Source organism: Agrococcus jejuensis (assembly GCF_007679035.1).
Taxonomy (GTDB): Bacteria; Actinomycetota; Actinomycetes; order Actinomycetales; family Microbacteriaceae; genus Agrococcus; species Agrococcus jejuensis_A.
Window position 1 is genome coordinate 104,089 of sequence record NZ_VEFR01000001.1, and the last position, 18,521, is coordinate 122,609.

Annotated in this window: 16 protein-coding genes; 14 read left to right on the forward strand and 2 right to left on the reverse strand. The window is 73.0% G+C overall.

Annotation, left to right across the window (positions count from 1 at the left end):
- Nucleotides 1-8 precede the first annotated feature (8 nt).
- Nucleotides 9-1,958 carry a Stk1 family PASTA domain-containing Ser/Thr kinase gene (gene pknB / locus FS793_RS00465; RefSeq protein ID WP_186329250.1) on the reverse strand — a complete coding sequence of 650 codons (1,950 nt, stop codon included), beginning with the start codon at nucleotides 1,956-1,958 and terminating at the stop codon, nucleotides 9-11.
- Nucleotides 1,959-2,026: 68 nt separating this feature from the next.
- Here pknB and FS793_RS00470 point away from each other — a divergent pair, with 68 nt between their 5' ends.
- On the forward strand, nucleotides 2,027-2,353 hold the full coding sequence (locus FS793_RS00470; protein ID WP_369008502.1) for an Rv2175c family DNA-binding protein: 327 nt from the start codon (nucleotides 2,027-2,029) through the stop codon (nucleotides 2,351-2,353).
- 28 nt (nucleotides 2,354-2,381) lie between these two features.
- Here FS793_RS00470 and FS793_RS00475 read toward each other — a convergent pair whose 3' ends face one another.
- Nucleotides 2,382-3,500 (reverse strand): polyprenyl synthetase family protein, encoded by a 1,119-nt coding sequence (locus FS793_RS00475; RefSeq protein WP_260979949.1) that lies wholly within the window; start codon nucleotides 3,498-3,500, stop codon nucleotides 2,382-2,384.
- Nucleotides 3,501-3,580: 80 nt separating this feature from the next.
- Here FS793_RS00475 and FS793_RS00480 point away from each other — a divergent pair, with 80 nt between their 5' ends.
- From FS793_RS00480 to FS793_RS00540, 13 genes are all read left to right on the forward strand, one after another.
- On the forward strand, nucleotides 3,581-3,961 hold the full coding sequence (locus FS793_RS00480) for a DUF3040 domain-containing protein (protein ID WP_144717503.1): 381 nt from the start codon (nucleotides 3,581-3,583) through the stop codon (nucleotides 3,959-3,961).
- Nucleotides 3,962-4,276: 315 nt separating this feature from the next.
- Nucleotides 4,277-4,708, forward strand: a complete 432-nt coding sequence (gene mraZ / locus FS793_RS00485; RefSeq protein ID WP_144717505.1) for a division/cell wall cluster transcriptional repressor MraZ — start codon at nucleotides 4,277-4,279, stop codon at nucleotides 4,706-4,708.
- A gap of 94 nt (nucleotides 4,709-4,802) precedes the next feature.
- On the forward strand, nucleotides 4,803-5,753 hold the full coding sequence (gene rsmH / locus FS793_RS00490; RefSeq protein ID WP_144717507.1) for a 16S rRNA (cytosine(1402)-N(4))-methyltransferase RsmH: 951 nt from the start codon (nucleotides 4,803-4,805) through the stop codon (nucleotides 5,751-5,753).
- The gene (locus FS793_RS00495) at nucleotides 5,750-6,331 is read left to right on the forward strand and encodes a hypothetical protein (RefSeq protein ID WP_144717509.1); all 582 of its coding nucleotides are present in this window, start codon (nucleotides 5,750-5,752) and stop codon (nucleotides 6,329-6,331) included. The genes rsmH and FS793_RS00495 overlap by 4 nt, the downstream gene beginning before the upstream one ends.
- Before the next feature lie 82 nt (nucleotides 6,332-6,413).
- Nucleotides 6,414-8,192 (forward strand): peptidoglycan D,D-transpeptidase FtsI family protein, encoded by a 1,779-nt coding sequence (locus FS793_RS00500; RefSeq protein ID WP_186329251.1) that lies wholly within the window; start codon nucleotides 6,414-6,416, stop codon nucleotides 8,190-8,192.
- Nucleotides 8,193-8,208: 16 nt separating this feature from the next.
- Nucleotides 8,209-9,747, forward strand: a complete 1,539-nt coding sequence (locus FS793_RS00505; RefSeq protein WP_260979950.1) for a Mur ligase family protein — start codon at nucleotides 8,209-8,211, stop codon at nucleotides 9,745-9,747.
- Nucleotides 9,744-11,144 (forward strand): UDP-N-acetylmuramoyl-tripeptide--D-alanyl-D-alanine ligase, encoded by a 1,401-nt coding sequence (locus FS793_RS00510; protein ID WP_144717515.1) that lies wholly within the window; start codon nucleotides 9,744-9,746, stop codon nucleotides 11,142-11,144. Before FS793_RS00505 ends, FS793_RS00510 begins: the two co-directional genes overlap by 4 nt.
- On the forward strand, nucleotides 11,141-12,286 hold the full coding sequence (gene mraY / locus FS793_RS00515) for a phospho-N-acetylmuramoyl-pentapeptide-transferase (RefSeq protein WP_144717517.1): 1,146 nt from the start codon (nucleotides 11,141-11,143) through the stop codon (nucleotides 12,284-12,286). The genes FS793_RS00510 and mraY overlap by 4 nt, the downstream gene beginning before the upstream one ends.
- Nucleotides 12,276-13,811, forward strand: a complete 1,536-nt coding sequence (gene murD / locus FS793_RS00520; protein ID WP_144717518.1) for a UDP-N-acetylmuramoyl-L-alanine--D-glutamate ligase — start codon at nucleotides 12,276-12,278, stop codon at nucleotides 13,809-13,811. The genes mraY and murD overlap by 11 nt, the downstream gene beginning before the upstream one ends.
- Complete coding sequence (ftsW, locus tag FS793_RS00525) at nucleotides 13,756-14,967, forward strand: putative lipid II flippase FtsW (protein ID WP_186329252.1); 1,212 nt, start codon at nucleotides 13,756-13,758, stop codon at nucleotides 14,965-14,967. Before murD ends, ftsW begins: the two co-directional genes overlap by 56 nt.
- Nucleotides 14,967-16,046 (forward strand): UDP-N-acetylglucosamine--N-acetylmuramyl-(pentapeptide) pyrophosphoryl-undecaprenol N-acetylglucosamine transferase, encoded by a 1,080-nt coding sequence (locus FS793_RS00530; protein WP_144717521.1) that lies wholly within the window; start codon nucleotides 14,967-14,969, stop codon nucleotides 16,044-16,046. The genes ftsW and FS793_RS00530 overlap by 1 nt, the downstream gene beginning before the upstream one ends.
- Nucleotides 16,043-17,449 carry a UDP-N-acetylmuramate--L-alanine ligase gene (murC, locus tag FS793_RS00535; RefSeq protein ID WP_144717523.1) on the forward strand — a complete coding sequence of 469 codons (1,407 nt, stop codon included), beginning with the start codon at nucleotides 16,043-16,045 and terminating at the stop codon, nucleotides 17,447-17,449. Before FS793_RS00530 ends, murC begins: the two co-directional genes overlap by 4 nt.
- Nucleotides 17,446-18,453, forward strand: a complete 1,008-nt coding sequence (locus FS793_RS00540; RefSeq protein ID WP_144717525.1) for an FtsQ-type POTRA domain-containing protein — start codon at nucleotides 17,446-17,448, stop codon at nucleotides 18,451-18,453. Before murC ends, FS793_RS00540 begins: the two co-directional genes overlap by 4 nt.
- The last annotated feature ends 68 nt before the right edge of the window (nucleotides 18,454-18,521 follow it).

An 18,521-nucleotide genomic window follows, 5' to 3' on the forward strand; every position in this document is an offset into this window, starting at 1 on the left:
GGGCGGGATCAGTACTGCGCGGTCACGGTGACGGCCGAGCCCTCGTCGATCGACGCGCCCGGCTCGGGGCTGACGGCGGTCGGTCGCGCGACGGACTGCAGCGGCCCTGGCACGTTCGTGTCGAGCGTCACGACGAAGCCGAGCGCCTCGAGGGCCGCGACGGCGTTCGGGATGTTCTGGTCGAGGATGTCGGCGGGGATCTGCACCTGCGGCAGGCCGCTCGAGACGACGACGCCCACCGCGACGCCCGAGCCGTACTGGGCCTCGGCGGGGTAGCTCGCGCGGATGATCTGCCCCTCGGGCACCTCGCGGCTGGCCTCGGGCGTGACGGCGCCGAGCGTGAGGCCCACCGATGCCAGCACCGTCTGCGCGTTCGGCTGGTCGAGGCCCACGAGGTTCGGCTGCTGCCCGCGGGAGACGACGGGGTGGAAGGCCGTGCCGCGCGGCCACGTCTCCTGCGACGTCGCGGCGACGCCGCCGTCGGCCCACGCGTTCACGACCGTGCCGGCCTGCTCGTCCGAGAAGACGTCGATCGTGCTCGTCGCGGCGAATCCCGCGGACTCGAGCGTCGAGGCGGCATCCTGCTCGGCGACGCCCGCGAGCTGCGGTGCAGGCAGCATCTCGATGCCGAGCGACAGCACGAGGGTCACCTCGGTGCCGCGCGGCAGCTCGGCGCCGGGTGCCGGGTCGGTGCGGATGAGGCCGTCGGCGAGCACGTCGGCGCTGTACTCGCCCTGCATGGCGTCGGCGCCCACGAGGCCCGCGGCCTCGAGGGCGGCGCGCGCATCCACCTCGCTCGTGCCGACCGCGATCTCGGGCACGGTCGTCTGCCCGCCCGGGCCGGCGTTGAGCCACCAGCCGGCGCCCGCTGCCACGAGGGCGAGCACGAGCACGAGCACGAGCAGCACGACGCCGCGTCGGCGACGTGCGGCGGCCTTGCGCTGCAGCGCCCGCGCCGCGGGCGGCACGTCGCCCGTGTCGAGCGACGGCAGGTCGCCCGTCGCGATGCCGCCGCGGCGCGGGGCGGCGCGCTCCGGCTCGACGACGGTCGTCTCGGCGTCGGCGACTGCCGTGGCCGCGACGGGCAGCATGCGCGTGTGCGCGCTCGTGGTCGAGCGCTCGCCTGCACGGATGCGCCCGACCTCGTCGAGCATCTCGCTCGCGTCGGCGGGACGCAGGTTGGGATCCTTGTGCGTCGACCAGTGCACGAGCAGGTCGAGCTCGTGGGGGATCGACGGCTCGAGGCTCGACGGCGACGGCACCTGCTCGTGCGCGTGCTGGTATGCGATCTGCAGCGGCTGCTCGCCCGTGTAGGGCTGCTTGCCCGTGAGCATCTCGAACAGCATGATGCCGACGGCGTAGATGTCGCTGCGCGCGTCGGCGATGCCGCGCGTGACGAGCTCGGGGGAGAGGTAGGCGATCGTGCCGAGCAGCGCCTTGCCCGTCGCGGTGTTGGCCGTCGCGGCGCGCGCGAGGCCGAAGTCGGCGATCTTGATGCGGCCGTCGTGCGCCAGCAGCACGTTCTCGGGCTTGATGTCGCGGTGCACGATGCCCGCGCGGTGCGCGGCGGAGAGGCCGGCGAGCACGGCCTCGAGCACCTGCAGCGCCTGCGCCGGGCGGATGCGGCCGCGCTCGAGCAGCAGGTCGCGCAGCGTGATCGAGGGGACGTGCTCCATCGCGAGGTACGCGAGCCCGGGCTCCTCGCCCTGGTCGAGCACGTTGACGACGTTGGGGTGCGCGAGGCGCGCAGCCTGGCGCGCCTCCTGGATGAAGCGCTCGCGGAACTGGTCGTCGTCGGCGAGATGCGGATGCATGACCTTCAGCGCGATGCGCCGGTCGAGTCGCAGGTCGGTCGCGACGTACACGGTGGCCATCCCGCCACGGGCGATGCGGTCGCCCACCTGGTACCTGCCGTCGACGAGACGCCCGGTGAGGGGGTCGTCATGGGTCGCAGGCACGACAGGATCGTAGAGGCTGCACGGCGCTGCGCCGTGCGGGCACGCGGAGGACACGGCAGACTGGAGCCGTGGACACCGCTTGGCTCACGATCCCCGATCTCGTCGACCGCATGGGGCTCGGCCCCTCACGCATCCGCCGCCTCGTCGAGGAGCGCGCCCTGCCGGCGACGCGACGCGACGGCGTGCTCGTCGTCCCCGAGGTCTTCCTCGTCGACGACGCGCCCATGGGCGAGCTCAAGGGCACGGTCATGCTGCTCGGCGACCTCGGCTTCGACGACGACGAGGCCGTCGCATGGCTGCTCGAGTCCGAGCCCTCGCTCGGCACGAGCCCCATCGACGCGCTGCGCGCCGGCCGCAAGGCCGAGGTGCGCCGCGTCGCGCAGGCGCTCGGATAGCGACGCGCGAGCCCTCGGCGAGGGCGCGCTAGCTGTCGCGGTTCGCAGCCGCCGCCGCGAGGCGCTCGAGCTCGAGCACGGCGCCGCGCGAGAGCTCGGCATCGCGCAGGGCCTCGAGCGCGCTGCCGACCGCGCGGTCGATCATGCCCTCGAGGCGCTCGAGCGCGCCGGCGTCCGCAATCGTGCGCTGCAGCATCTGGATCTGCGCGGGCTCGAGCTCGGGGTCGCCGAGCAGCTCGTCGAGCGTCGTGCGCGGGCCGGGCGCCATCTCGCGGCGCGCGAGCTCGACGAGCACGGTGCGCTTGCCCTCGCGCAGGTCGTCGCCTGCGGGCTTGCCCGTGACGGTGGGATCGCCGAAGACGCCGAGGATGTCGTCGCGCATCTGGAACGCGGTGCCGACCGGAACGCCGTAGCCGCTCAGCGCCTCGAGCTGCTGCGCGCTGCCGCCCGCCATCGTGGCGCCCATGAGCAGCGGCGCCTCGACCGAGTACTTCGCCGACTTGTAGACCGCGACCGTGTGCGCGCGCTGCAGGAGGCTCTGCGGCTCCTGCCGCACCCATGCGGCCTCCTCGAGCACGTCGAGGAACTGGCCGAGGCCGACCTCCTCGCGCATGGTCGAGAACACCTGCATGGCGGCGTCGCGGCGATCGGGGACGAGCGCGCCCGCGCCGGCGCGCGCGAGGTCGTCGGCCCAGCCCAGCAGCAGGTCGCCGACGAGGATCGCGCCGTTGATGCCGAACGCGTCCGCGCGGCCGCGCCACTCGCCGCCGCGGTGCACGGCCTCGAGCCTGCGGTGCACGCTGGGGGCGCCGCGACGCGTGTCGGACGAGTCCATGACGTCGTCGTGCACGAGCGCGGCGGCGTGGAAGACCTCGACGGCGGCGGCCATCGAGACGATCGCCTCCCATTCGGGGTCCGACGGGCTGCCGGTCGTGTGGCTCGCGTCGGGTCGCGCCGCGGCCACGGCGTGCCATCCCCAGTGCAGGAAGCCCGCGCGCATGCGCTTGCCGCCGGTCGTGAGCGCCTCGACGGCGTCGAAGATGGGCGAGAGATCCGCGGAGATCGCTGCAGCGGCCGAGCGCCGCTCGACGAGGAACTCGCGGATGCGGTCGTCGACCGCCGTGGGGAAGCGGGAGCCGGGCGACACATCCATAGCCTAGTGACAGTCCCAGGGCGTACACTGACTCGTCCGGGAACACCGACATCCCGGGAGCCCTGGGGGATCACATGCCACTGAGCGAGCAGGAGCAGCGCCTTCTCGACGAGATGGAGCGCAACCTCTACAAGCACGAGGCCGACATCGTGTCGACGTCGTCGGGTCCTCGCACCGTGAACTACACGCGCGTCGCCCTCGGCATCGCGCTCGTCGCGGCCGGACTCGCCGTCGTCGTGATCGGCGTGGTCGTGCAGTTCGCCCTCATCGGCGTCGCGGGCTTCGGCCTCGCCGTCGGTGGTGCGATGCTCGCGCTCACCGCCTCGCGCCCCGCAGAGGCGGACGAGACGGAGTCGGGCGACGCTCCCAAGGGCGGCGCCGCGCCCAAGGCGCGCACGCGCTCCTCGCTCATGGAGCGCCTGAGCGACGAGTGGGACAAGCGCCAGCAGCAGTAGCGCGCGCGGAGCCTCCACTCCGCTCCACATCAGCTTCCAGAAGGCCGGCCCCGCGGGGCCGGCCTTCTGCGTGTCCGCCGTGCCGCCGCCCTCCACGACCCTCCACGGCATCCGCCCCGAGCCCGCATCCGCGGGCTCGGGGCATCGTCATGCCGTGCGACGCGCGAGCGTCCTCCACCGCGCTCCACCGTGCCTTTCCTGGGAAGTTGCGCCATATTCGAGCGAATCTCCGCTCTTGGTGGATGAAAGTGGAGTAGTGTGGAGGAACGTGCAGGACGCACGTCCCAACCACTGGCCGGATGGAGAGGGGGCGCAGTGTTCCTCGGCACCCACGCCCCCAAGCTCGACGACAAGGGCCGCGTCATCCTCCCCGCGAAGTTCCGCCAGGACCTCGAGTCGGGCATCGTGCTGACGCGCGGCCAGGAGCGCTGCATCTACGTGTTCTCGGCCGTCGAGTTCCAGAAGGTGCACGAGCGCATCCGGCAGGCGCCGCTCACGAGCGCCGGCGCCCGCGACTTCCTGCGCCTGTTCCTCTCCGGCGCGTCGAGCGAGTCGCCCGACAGCCAGCACCGCATCACGATCCCGACCTCGCTGCGCGAGTACGCGGGGCTCGAGCGCGACCTCACCGTCATCGGCGTCGGCGACCGCGCGGAGATCTGGGCCACCGACGCCTGGAACGACTACTACTCGGCCAAGGAGGCCGACTTCTCGAGCACCACGGAGGAGGTGATCCCGGGCATCTTCTGACCGAGTCCTCGACCCTCAGCCGAGGCCGTGCTGCACCTTCCCCGGTGGCACGACCGCGGATGAGGATCCGGGATCCGGATCAGGCCCGCACATCATGGACGCCAGCTCCCTCCACACCCCCGTCATGCTCGAGCGCTGCCTCGAGCTGCTCGCACCCGCCGCGTCGCGCGACGGCGCCGTCGTCGCCGACGCGACGCTCGGCATGGGCGGGCACGCCGAGCAGCTGCTCGAGCGCCACCCCGGCATGACCCTCGTCGGCATCGACCGCGACCCCGACGCCATCCGACTCGCAGGCGAGCGTCTCGCGCGCTTCGGCGACCGCGTGCGCATCGTGCGCCACGTCTACGACGAGCTCGAGGAGTCGCTCGCCGACGCCGGCGTCGACCGGCTCGACGGCATCCTCTTCGACCTGGGCGTCTCGAGCCTGCAGCTCGACGACGCCGACCGCGGGTTCGCCTACGCGAAGGACGCGCCGCTCGACATGCGCATGGGGCAGGAGGGGCCGACGGCCGCCGACCTGCTCGCGACGCTCGACGAGCGCGAGCTCGCCCGCATCATGCAGCGGTACGGCGACGAGCGGCTCGCCGGCCGATACGCCCGCGCGATCGTGCGCGAGCGCCAGCAGGAGCCCATCGTCATGAGCTCGCGGCTCGTCGACATCCTCGACCGTGCGACCCCCGCGGCTGCGCGCAAGCCCGGCCACGTCGCCAAGCGCGTCTTCCAGGCGCTGCGGATCGTCGTGAACGACGAGCTCGGCGTGCTCGAGCGGGCGATCCCCGCCGCGCTCGACGCGCTCGAGCCCGGCGGACGCATCGTCGTCATGGCCTACCAGTCGCTCGAGGACCGGATCGTGAAGTCCGCGCTGCGCGAGGCCACGACCGATCGCACGCCGCTCGGCGTGCCGGCGGCACTGCCCGAGCATGCGGCGCCGTACCGCCTCCTGCTGCGCGGCGCCGAGCTCGCCGACGACGACGAGCGAGCCAGGAACCCCAGATCCATCCCCGTGCGGCTGCGAGCCGCCGAGCGCATCGAAGGAGGAGCATGAGCGCGCTGGAGAGCCTCCACACGCTGCCCGAGCGGGCACCGGGACGCAGTCCCGAGCGTGAGTCCGAGCGACGCCGTCGCCTCGTCGCGCTGCCGCGGCCCACGGTGCGCCGCGCGCCGAGCGTCGTGCACGGCGTCGTCGCGCTCGCGGGCCTCGGTGCGATCATCCTCGGCCAGCTGGGCCTCTCGATGGCGCTCGGCGAGGGCGCGTACGAGATCGCGGGCCTGGAGGCGTCGTCGGCGCAGCTGAGCCGCGAGCAGCAGACGCTGCAGGAGCAGCTCGACACGCTCGAGTCGCCCCAGCAGGTCGCGACCGCGGCCGAGTCGCTCGGCATGGTGCAGGGGCAGGCGAGCCAGTTCCTGCAGCTGTCGTCGGGCGCGGTGCTCGGCGGTCCGGACGCGCTGCACATGCAGCAGCCGAGCATCGCCACGAACGGGAACCTGCTGGTCGGCAACGAGCTGCTGCAGTCGTCGACGCCCGCGCCGCAGGCGCCCGTCGTCCAGGAGCCGGTCGAGCCCGAGCCGTATCCCGGCATGCTTCTGCCCGCCGAGGGCGTGGCACCCGGCGTCGGCGGCTGACCGCCGATACCGTCGCAGCCGGATGGTCGACAGGCTGTCGCGAGGAAGGGGAGCCGTGCCGACGAACGAGCGCAGCAGGCGCATGACCCGTGTGCGATCGATCCTCACCGGCATCGTGGTCGTCGCCTTGGTCGGCGCGTGCGTCGTGCGGCTCGTCGACATCCAGCTCGTGCGTGCCGAGGCGCTCAACGCCGAGGCGTCGGGGCGCGTCGGTGCGACGGCACCCATCCACGGCACGCGCGGCGACATCGTCGACGCGAACGGCACCGTGCTCGCAGGCACCGTCGACCGCTGGGACCTCACGATCTCGCCGCAGTTCGTGCACGACCTCACGGAGCGCGACGGCCTCGAGGCCGGCGAGGTCGTGACGGGCGGCGAGATCTTCGAGCGGCTCGCGGCGATCACGGGCGAGGACCCGCTCGTCTACCAGGCGGCGGTCGACGCCGCGCTGCTCGCCAACCCCGAGTCCGACTACCTCGTGCTCGACACGGGCCTCGACGGCACGCAGTACCAGCAGATGCGCGACCTGCAGCAGGAGCTGCCGATCGGCTTCGTCACGCTGCGCTCGAACCCGCAGCGCGTCTACCCGGCGGGGGCCGTCGCGGGCAACCTCGTGGGCTTCATGGGCACCGACGGTCCGCTCGCGGGCCTCGAGATGACGCAGGACCAGTCGTGCCTCGCGCCCGAGCCGGGCGAGCAGACCTTCGAGCGCGGCGCCGACGGCACGCCCATCCCCGGCAGCACCGTCGTCACCGAGCAGTCGGCCGACGGCGGCACCCTGCAGCTCACGATCGACGCCGACGTGCAGTTCCAGGCGCAGCAGCTCGCCGAGCAGTACCGGCAGCAGTACCAGGCGCAGTCGGCCAACGTCATCGTCGCCCGCACCGACGGCTCGCTCGTCGCCGTCGCGCAGACGCCGACGGTCGACCCCAACGACCCCGCCGCGACCGCAGCCTCCGACTACGGCTCCTTCGCGTTCACGCAGGGCCTCGAGCCCGGCTCGATCTTCAAGACCATGGCGATGGCGGCGATGCTCGACCTCGGCCTCGTCGACCCTGGCACCGAGCGCACCGTGCCGTGGCGCTACGACCCCGACGGGCCCGTGCGCGTGTCGGATGCGCACTCGCACCCCGACATGCAGTGGACCGCGACGGGCATCCTCGTGAACTCGTCGAACGTCGGCATGGTCGACCTCGCGCAGGGCATGAGCCGCGACGACTACTTCGACTACCTCGCCGGCTTCGGCTTCGGTGCCGAGACCGTCGGCTTCCCCGGCGAGTCGACCTTCCCCCTCGCGAGCGACCCGTCGGGCCTCGATGCCCAGACGCAGCTCAACGTGCTGTTCGGCCAGGGCATCCAGGTCACGCCGATGCAGATGGTCGGCGCGTACCAGACGATCGCGAACGGCGGCGTGCACTCCGACCTGCAGCTCGTCGACTCGTGCACGCTCGCCGACGGCACCGTCGTGTCGCCCGAGCAGGGGGACGACACGCGCGTGATCGGCGAGGACACCGCCGACACGCTGCTCGGCATGATGGAGCACGTCGTCACCGACTACGGCGCCGTGCAGTTCCCGATCCCGGGCTACCGCGTCGCCGCGAAGACCGGCACGGCCGAGGTCGTGCTCGACCCGTCGGTCGGCTACGACCCGGTGCAGCGCATCGTGACGACGGCCGGCGTCTTCCCCGCGGACGACCCGCAGTTCGTCGTCTACGTGCAGCTCGACCTGCCGCAGACGGAGCGGACGAGCGCGGCAGCCATCCCGCTGTTCCACGATATGGTGAGTCTCCTGATCCGGGAGTACGACATCCCGCCGAGCACCTCGCAGGCGCCTGACCTGCCGCTCGAATGGAACGACTGACATGGACGGGGGAACGGTGGAGGGAGTCGTCCCGCCGATCCTGAGGCCCGAGCATCCGACGCCCAGGCCGCTGAGCGCTCTCGTCGACGAGTTCACGCTCGAGACGGTGGGCGACGCGGATGGCGTCGAGGTCACGGGGATCACGAACGCATCGCAGGACGTGCGGCCAGGCGACATCTTCGCCGCGCTGCCGGGCCTGCGCAGGCACGGCGCCGAGTTCGCCGCCGACGCCGTCGCCCGTGGCGCCGTCGCGGTCGTCACGGACGCCGCCGGCGCCGCCGGCGCCGCCGTCGCGGGCGTCGACGCGCCGATCATCGTGCTCGACGAGCCGCGTGCCGCGCTCGGCGAGATCGCCGCATGGGTCTACCGCACCCGCGAGGACCCGCCGAAGCTCTACGGCATCACCGGCACGAACGGCAAGACGTCGACGGCGTTCATGCTCGAGGGCCTGCTCGCCGACCTCGGCTTCGTCACGGGCCTGTCGACGACGGCCGAGCGCCACGTCGGCGACGAGATCGTCACGTCGAAGCTCACGACGCCCGAGGCGAGCGAGCTGCACGCGCTGCTCGCCCGCATGCGCGAGGCGGGCGTGCGCGCCGCCGTGCTCGAGGTGAGCGCGCAGGCCATCGAGCGCCACCGCATCGACGGCGTCGAGTTCGACGTCGTGTCGTTCACGAACCTCAGCCACGACCATCTCGACGACTACGGCTCGATGGAGGCGTACTTCGCCGTCAAGCTCGAGCTGTTCACGCCCGACCGCGCCGAGCGCGGCGTCGTGTGCGTCGACTCCGAGTGGGGCAGGCGCGTCGCCGAGGAGACCCGCATCCCCGTCACGACCGTCTCGTCGACCGACGCCGAGGCCGACTGGCGCGTCGAGGTGCTCGACGAGCGCGTCGACGGCACGCGCTTCGCCCTCGTGGGCCGCGAGCGCACGATCGAGGTCGACATCCCGTTCATCGGCAGGCACCTCGCCGTCGACGCCGCCATCGCGATCCTCATGCTCGTCGAGGACGGCTTCGAGCTCGACGCCCTCGCCGAGTCCGTCGCGCGCGGCGTGCGCTCGACGCTGCCCGGCCGCATGGAGCGCGTCTCGGGCGACCGCGGGCCTGCGCTCTTCGTCGACTACGGCCACAGCCCCGACGCGTTCCAGGCGACGCTCGAGGCGCTGCGCCGCGTCACGCCCGGCCGCCTCGTCTTCGTCTTCGGCGCCGACGGCGACCGCGACGCCACGAAGCGCGCCGAGATGGGCCGCATCGGCGTCACGTACGCCGACGAGCTCGTCGTCACCGACTTCAACCCGCGCACCGAGGATGCCGCGAGCATCCGCGCGCAGATCCTCGAGGGAGCGCGCGCGGTCGACCCCGCACGCGTGCACGAGGTGAGCCCCGAGGAGGACGCCATCCGCCTGGCAGTCACGATCGCCGGCCCCGGCGACACGATCCTGTGGGCGGGCCCCGGCGACGCCGACTACCGCGACGTGCGCGGCGTGCGCGAGCCCTTCGTCGCCCGCGACGAGGCCGTGCTCGCGCTGCACGAGGCCGGCTGGTCCGAGTGATCGCGCTGCAGGCATCCGTCATCGCGCGCGCCGTCGGAGGCGTGCTCGTCGGCGACGACGCGCTCGTCACGGGCTCGGTGCAGACCGACTCGCGACTCGTCGAGCCCGGCGACGTCTTCGTCGCCATGCCGGGGGAGGTCACCGACGGCCACCGGTTCGTCGGCACCGCCGTCGCGGCCGGGGCTGCGCTCGTCGTGTGCGAGCGAGCCATCGACGACGACGTGCCGCACGTCGTCGTCGACTCGGGCCTCGCCGCGCTGCAGGCCCTCGCCGCCCACGTCGTCGCCGCGGTGCGCGAGCACTGCACCGTCGTGGGCATCACGGGCTCCAACGGCAAGACGACGACGAAGAACATGCTGCAGGCGATCCTCGAGCGCCATGGCGAGACCGTGAGCCCAGTGAAGTCGTTCAACAACGAGGTCGGCGCGCCCATGACGATGCTGCGCGCGACGTCGTCGACGCGCTTCCTCGTGCTCGAGCTCGGCGCGAGCCGCGAGGGCGACATCGCCTCGCTCGTGCGCCTCGCCATGCCCGACGTCTCCGTCGTGCTCAAGGTGGGCCTCGCGCACGCCGGCGAGTTCGGCGGCGTCGAGCGCACGCAGCGCGCCAAGCACGAGATCGTGCGCGACCTGCCGGACACGGCCGTCGCCGTGCTCAACCGCGACGACGACCGAGTGGCGTGGATGGCCGACCGCACCGAGGCGCGCGTGCGCTGGTTCGGCCTCGACGCGGGCGCCGACGCCGCGCCCGACACCGTGTGGGCATCGGGCATCGTCTCGTCGATCGACGGCACCTCGGCGACGATCCACCGCGGCGCCGACGCGTGGCCCATGACCCTGCGCATCCTCGGCGAGCACCACGTCATGAACGCCCTCGCGGCGCTGTCGGTCGCCGACGAGCTCGGCGTCGCGATCCCCGACGCCATCGCCGCGCTCGAGTCGATGGTGCGCGCGGAGCGGTGGCGCATGGAGCTGCTGCGCCCCGAGACGGGCGTCGTCGTGATCAACGACTCGTACAACGCGAGCCCCGACTCGATGGCGGCGGCGCTGCGCACGCTCGCGCACGTCTCGCGCACGTCCGGCGCCCGCTCGGTCGCCGTCATCGGCGCGATGACCGAGCTGGGGGAGACCCAGGTCGAGGAGCACGACCGCGTCGGGCGCCTCGTCGTGCGGCTCGGCATCGAGCGCCTCGTCGTCGTCGGCGAGGGCGCGAAGGCCGTGCACGACGCCGCCGAGCACGAGTCGTCGTTCGGCCAGGAGACCACCTACGTCGAGACGCAGGAGCAGGCGCTCGCGCTGCTGCGCGCGACCCTCGAGCCCGGCGACGTCGTGCTCGTGAAGTCGTCGCTGTCGGCGGGGCTCAAGGACCTCGGCGACGCGATCGGAGGCGTCGCATGATCGTGCTGCTCGTCTCCGCTGCCATCTCGCTCGTGTTCGCGCTCGCCGTGACGCCGCTCTACGCGCGGCTCGCGACCCGTCTCGGGTGGGGCCAGTTCATCCGCGCCGACGGACCGCAGTCGCACCACACGAAGCGCGGCACGCCCCAGATGGGCGGGCTCGTCTTCATCGTCGCGACGATCGTGGGCTACTTCGGCGGCAAGCTCGTCGGCTCGCTCGACGGCGTCGTCAACCTGCCGACCGCGCCCGCGCTGCTCGTGCTGCTGCTCATGGTCGGCCTCGGCGCCGTGGGCTTCGTCGACGACTACCTCAAGGTGCGCAAGCGGCAGTCGCTCGGACTCGGCGGCTGGGCGAAGATCGCCGGCCAGGTGGCGGTGGGCATCGTCTTCGCCGTGCTCGCGCTGCAGCTGCCCGACCAGTACGGGCAGACGCCGGCGTCGACCGCGATCTCCGCGGTCCGCGACATCGAGTGGCTCGACCTCACGCGCCTCGGCCTCGTCGTGGGCATCGGCCTCGCGGTGCTCTGGTTCGTCTTCATCATCGTGGCGACGTCGAACGCCGTGAACGTGCTCGACGGGCTCGACGGCCTCGCGACCGGCTCGACGATCTTCTCGGCCTCGGCGTTCGTGCTCATCGGCTTCTGGCAGAACGGCCAGGCGTGCCTCGGCGGCATCGCCGACGCCGTGCGCCCCGGAGGCGCCGTCGACGCCGACCTCTACCGCTGCTACCCGGTGCAGGCGCCCCTCGACCTCGCGGTCGTCGCCGCCTGCCTCGCCGCAGCGCTCATCGGCTTCCTCTGGTACAACACGAGCCCCGCGCAGCTCTTCATGGGCGACGTCGGCTCGCTCGGCCTCGGCGGCGCCCTCGCGGGCCTCGCGATCCTCACGCACACGCAGCTGCTCCTCGTGCTCATCGCGGGCCTGCCGCTCGTCGTCACCGGCAGCGTCATCCTGCAGCGCATCTACTTCAAGCTGACTCGCGGCAGGCGCATCTTCCTCATGAGCCCGCTGCACCACCACTTCGAGCTCAAGGGATGGGCGGAGATCCGCATCGTCGTGCGGTTCTGGATCGTCTCGGGTCTGTTCGTGGCCGCGGCCGTCGGCCTCTTCTACCTCGATTGGGTGATCCACCCTGCCCCGTGACGCCGGCACCCGCGACCTCTCGACGCTGACGAGCTGGCACGACGACTGGTCGGGCGTCCGTGCCGTCGTGCTCGGCCTCGGCGTCACGGGATTCGCGGCAGCGGACACCCTCGTCGAGCTCGGCGCCCACGTGAGCGTCGTCGCCGAGCGCGGCGACGCCGAACGCGAGCGCATCCTCGCGGTGCTCGGCGTCGAGGCGGTCGTCGCCGACGCGTCCGAGACGCCGCAGGCGCTCGCCGACGCCGAGCTCGTCATCGCCTCGCCCGGCCTACGTCCCACGCATCCGTGGCTCACGGGCGCCGTCGAGCGCGGGCAGACCGTGTGGGGCGACGTCGAGCTGGCGTGGCGCGTGCGCGACAAGGTGCGCGCTGCCGAGTGGCTGCTGGTGACCGGCACGAACGGCAAGACCACGACGACGCAGCTCGCCGCGCACATGCTGCAGGCGGGCGGCCTGCGCGTCGCCCCCGTCGGCAACATCGGCACGCCCGTGCTCGATGCCGTGCGCGACCCGCAGGGCTTCGACGTGCTCGTCGTCGAGCTCTCGTCGTTCCAGCTGCACGCGCTCGGCGAGGTGTGGCCGCACTCCGCCGTCTGCCTCAACCTCGACGACGACCACCTCGACTGGCACGGCGGCGCGCAGGCGTACCGCGACGCCAAGGCCAAGGTGTACCGCAACGCGCGCGTCGCCGCCGTCTACAACGTCGCCGACCCCGCCACGATGACGATGGTCGAGGAGGCCGAGGTCGTCGAGGGCTGCCGCGCCATCGGCTTCGGCCTCGGCATGCCCGGGCTCTCGGAGCTCGGCATCGTCGAGGGCATCGTCGCCGACCGCGCCTTCCTCGACGACCGCCGATCGCAGGCGCTCGAGCTCGCGACGCTCGATGACCTCGAGGTCGCGGGGCTCGCGACGCCCCACATGGCGCAGAACGTGCTCGCCGCCGCCGCCCTCGCGCGCGCCGTCGGGGTCGAGCCGACCGCGATCCGCGACGCCATCCGCTCGTTCCGCCTCGACCACCACCGCACCGAGCTCGTCGGCGAGGTGTCGGGCGTGCGGTTCGTCGACGACTCGAAGGCCACGAACCCGCACGCGGCCAACGGCTCGCTGCAGGCGTTCGGCTCGGTCGTGTGGATCGTCGGCGGCCTGCTGAAGGGCGTCGACGTGGCACCGCTCGTCGAGCGCCACGTCGGCAGGCTGCGCGCCGCCGTGGTGATCGGCGTCGATCGGGCGCCCGTCGTCGCCGCGTTCGCACGACACGCGCCCGGCATCCCGCTCGTCGAGGTCGACGAGCCCGACACTGGAGACGTCATGCGGACGGCCGTCACGGCTGCCCTGGCGCACGCATCCAGCGGCGACACGGTGCTGCTCGCCCCGGCGGCTGCATCGATGGATCAGTTCGAGAGCTACGCCGACCGCGGCCTGCGCTTCCAGCAGGCGGTGCGCGACGAGCAGCAGCGAGATGGAGGTGCCCATGGCCACGACGGTGGTGGACGCACCCCCGATCCCGGCGGTCCGCGGCCGCGGTAGCAGCGCGGTCGTCCGGCTGCGACGACTGTTCCCGACCATCACGGGCAACGAGCTGCTGCTCGTGGGCACGACGATCTTCCTCGTCGTCTTCGGCCTCGTCATGGTGCTGTCGTCGTCGGCGATCGAGAGCCGTGCCGAGTACGGCAGCATGCTGGGCGCCTTCCAGCGCCAGGGCCTCTTCGCGCTCGTGGGCGTGCCGCTCATGCTCATCGCGAGCCGCATGCCGGCGCTCTGGTGGCGCCGCCTCGCGTGGCCGGGCATCCTGCTCGCGATCGCGCTGCAGGCGCTCGTCGTCTTCACGCCGCTCGGCGTCGTCATCAACGGCAATCGCAACTGGCTGTCGATCGCCGGCTTCACGCTGCAGCCCGGCGAGGTCGGCAAGCTCGCCCTGTGCGTGTGGATCGCCGCGATCTTCACGCTCAAGGACGACCTCGGCAGGAGGTTCCTGCACGCGTGGATCCCCGTCGCGCCCGTCGCGGGCGCGTTCATCCTGCTCGTGCTGCGCGGCAACGACTTCGGCACCGTGATCATCCTCGCGATCCTCGTGCTCGGCACGATGTTCTTCGCGGGCGTGAAGTGGTGGCACCTGCTGCTGCCCGCGATCGCGGCGGGCGTCGCCGCCGTGCCCGTGCTGCTGTCGGCCGACTCGCGCGTGCGCCGCCTCGAGTCGTTCATCGTCGGCTGCCAGAACACCGACACCGACTACTACGCCGGATGCTGGCAGCAGCTGCACGGCACGTGGGCGCTGGCCAACGGCGGCCTGTTCGGCGTGGGGCTCGGCAACTCGCGCGCGAAGTGGATGTGGCTCGCCGAGGCCGACAACGACTACATCTTCGCGATCATCGGCGAGGAGCTCGGCCTCGTCGGCGCCGTCGTCGTGCTGCTGCTGTTCGTCGTGCTCGCGGTCGCGCTGCTGCGCATCATCCGCGAGGCGACCCTGCCGATGACGCGGATCGTGACGGGTGGCGTGCTCGTGTGGCTCGTCGGCCAGGCGATCGTGAACATCGCCGTCGTGCTGGGCCTGCTGCCCGTGCTCGGCGTGCCGTTGCCGCTCATCTCGGCAGGCGGCTCGCAGCTCGTCGCCGCGCTCCTCGCGATCGGCATCGTGCTGTCGCTCGCGCGCCACGACGCGCGCCTGCGTCAGACTATGACGTGATGTCGTCCTACCTCTTCGCCGGCGGCGGCACCGCCGGCCATGTGAATCCGCTGCTCGCGACGGCCGATCGGCTGCGGGAGCGGGAGCCCGACGCTCGCATCGTCGTGCTGGGCACGCAGGAGGGACTCGAGCGCGAGCTCGTCCCCGCTGCGGGCTACGAGCTCGTGACGATCCCGAAGCTGCCCTTCCCGCGTCGGCCCGACGCCGCGGCGCTGCGCTTCGCGCGGTCGTGGGCGCCGACGGTGTCGCGCGTGCGGCGGCTGATCGCCGAGCGCGACGTCGACGTCGTCGTGGGCTTCGGCGGGTACGCGTCGGCACCCGCGTACCGGGCCGCGCACCTGGCGCGCACGCCGCTCGCGATCCACGAGGCCAACGCGCGGCCGGGCATGGCGAACCGCCTGGGCGCACGGTGGACGAGCCACGTGGGGCTGACCTACGCGCCGACGACGCTGCAGGGCACGATCGTGGGGATGCCCCTGCGTCGCTCGATCACGACGCTCGACCGCGCAGCGCTGCGCGCCGAGGCGCGCGCCGCGCTCGGCCTCGACGCCGACCGTCCGACGCTGCTCGTGACGGGCGGGTCGCAGGGCGCGCGGTCGATCAACCGCGCCATCGTGGCCGCTGCGCCCGCGATCGTCGCCGCCGGCTGGCAGATCCTGCATCTCTCCGGCGGCAGGCAGACCGACTTCGAGCCGGCCACCGTCGAGCACTACGTCGCGGTCGAGTACCTCGACGGCATGCACCTCGCCTACGCGGCCGCCGATCTCGTCGTGTGCCGCGCAGGCAGCCTGACCGTGAGCGAGCTCATGGCCGTCGGGCTGCCCGCCGTCTACGTGCCGCTGCCGTTCGGCAACGGCGAGCAGGCGCTCAATGCCCACGACCAGGTCGCCGCGGGCGGCGCGCTGCTCGTCGACGACGCGCTGCTCGCCCAGGGATGGGTCGAGGATGCGCTCGTGCCGCTGCTCGCCGACCGCGAGCGGGTCGACGCGATGGCGGCGGCGACGCGCGGCTCGGCGATCGCCGACGGCGACGACCGCATGTGCGACCTGGTGCACACGGCGATGGGAGCACTCCGATGATCGAGCCCGACCTGACCCAGCCGATCCCCGAGGGCATAGAGCGCGTGCACATGATCGGCATCGGCGGCTCGGGCATGTCGGGCATCGCGCACATGCTGCTCGACGAGGGCGTGCGCGTGTCGGGGTCCGACCGCTCGGGGTCCGCGACCGTCGACGCGCTCGTCGCGCACGGCGCGACGGTGTCGGTGGGCCACGACGCCGCGAACCTGCCCGACGACGTCGACGCCGTCGTCGTGACGAGCGCCCTGTGGCCGACGAACCCCGAGCTCGTCGCAGCGCAGGAGCGTGGCGTGCCCGTGCTGCACCGGTCGCAGGCGCTGCACCTGCTCGCGCGCGGCAAGCGGCTCGTGGCCGTCGCGGGTGCGCACGGCAAGACGACCTCGACCGGCATGGTCGTGTGGGCGCTGCATCGCCTGGATGCGGGGGCGAGCTACGTGAACGGCGGCACGATCGCCGGCCTCGGCGGCTCGAGCGGCCACGGCCCCAGCGACCTGTTCGTGCTCGAGGCCGACGAGTCCGACGGCTCGTTCCTGCTGTACGACGTCGCCGTCGCGCTCGTGACGAACGTCGACACCGACCACCTCGACCACTACGGCACGCCGGGCGCGTTCGACGAGGCCTTCGCGCGGTTCGCCGACGCCGCCTCCGAGGCCGTCGTCATCTCGTCCGACGACGCCGGCGCGCGTCGCGTGCGCGGTCTCGTGCAGCACGAGCGCGTCGTGACGTTCGGCGAGCGCGACGATGCCGACGTGCGCGTCGTCGACGTCGAGACCGGCGCGGGCATCCGCTGCGTCGTCGAGCACGCGGGGGAGCGGCACGCGATCGCGATGGACGTCGTGGGGCACCACAACGCCCTCAACGCCGCCGGCGCCTTCGCGGTGCTGCTGCAGCTCGGCATCGCACCGGCGGCCGCAGCCGAGGCGCTCTCGGGGTTCGCGGGCACGGGCAGGCGCTTCGAGTCGCACGGCGAGCGTCGTGGCGTGCGCGTGTACGACGACTACGCCCACCACCCCGCCGAGGTCGAGGCGGCGCTCGCCGGAGCCCGCACGGTGCTGGGCGGGGGCAGGCTCATCGCCGTGCACCAGCCGCACCTCTACTCGCGCACGCGCGACATGGCGACGGAGTTCGCCGCCGCCTACGAGCGACTCGCGGACCACACGATCGTGCTCGACGTCTACGGTGCGCGCGAGGACCCCATCCCCGGCGTCACGGGCGCGCTCGTGTCGAACGCGTTCGACGACGAGGCGAAGGTCGACTTCCTGCCCGACTGGCAGGCGGCGGCGGACCGCGTGGGCGAGATCGCGCAGGACGGCGACCTCGTGATGACGCTGTCGTGCGGTGACGTGTACCGCATCATCCCGCAGCTGCTCGAGTCGCTCGAGGCGACGGACGGCGACGGGTGAGGCGACCGGAGGGCTTCGACGGACCGCCGCGGCCGCCGCGGGAGCCCGAGCCGACGCCGGCTCGGGAGCCGGAGCCCGTCGACGACGACGCGGCGGCGGTCGACGCCGCCGCGGCGACGGAGGACCTCGACGCCGCGATCGTGACGCGCGGCCGTGGACGCCGCCGCAGCGAGTCGCACGCGAGCCGCACGGATCGGCTGCTGCGCGAGGCGGAGCTGCGGCAGCTGCGGCTCGACCGCGTCGACGCGCGCAGGGCGCAGGCGCGCGCGCGGCAGGCCGACCGCGACCGCAAGCGGGCGGAGCGGTCGGAGGTGCGGCGGTTCACCGCCGCGTCGCGACGCCGAGCGCGGCGGTCGCTCATCGTCGTCGGCGCGCTCGTCGCGGCGTTCGCCGTGCTCGTGGGGCTCGTGCACTCGCCGCTCATGGCGGTGCGCGAGATCGAGGTGCAGGGCACGCAGCGGCTCGAGGCGACCGCGCTGCAGGCCGCGCTCGCGGGGCACCTGGGCCAGCCGATCGCGACGGTGACGGACACGGGCGTGCGCGAGGACCTCGAGCGCTTCACGGGCCTCGAGTCGTTCGTCGTCGACGTCGTGCCGCCCGGCACGATCGTCGTGCGCGTCGTCGAGCGGCAGCCCGTCGTCGTCGCGTCGGTCGACGGGCAGGACATGATGCTCGATCCCGCGGGCGTGCAGCTGGGGATGCCGGATGGCACGCCGCTGCCGCGTCTCGCCGACGTCGAGGTGGGATCGGATGCGTTCGCGGCGGTCGCCGCCTCGCTCGTGGCGATGCCGACGGCGCTGCGCGCGCAGATCGCCTCGATCACGGCGACGACGAGCGACGACGTGACGATGACGCTCGCGTCGGGCCAGCAGGTGGTGTGGGGCAGCGCGGACGACGCGCACCTCAAGGCCGACGTGCTGTCGGCGCTCGTCGCGGCGGCCGATCCGGCGACGCCCGTCACATTCGACGTCAGCGCGCCCGAGCATCCCGTCGTCCGGCCCTGACCGACGACGCCGCGCGGCATCGGCCGCACGGTCGCGACACGCGCGGGCTGCGCCGTGAGCGCCTCCTC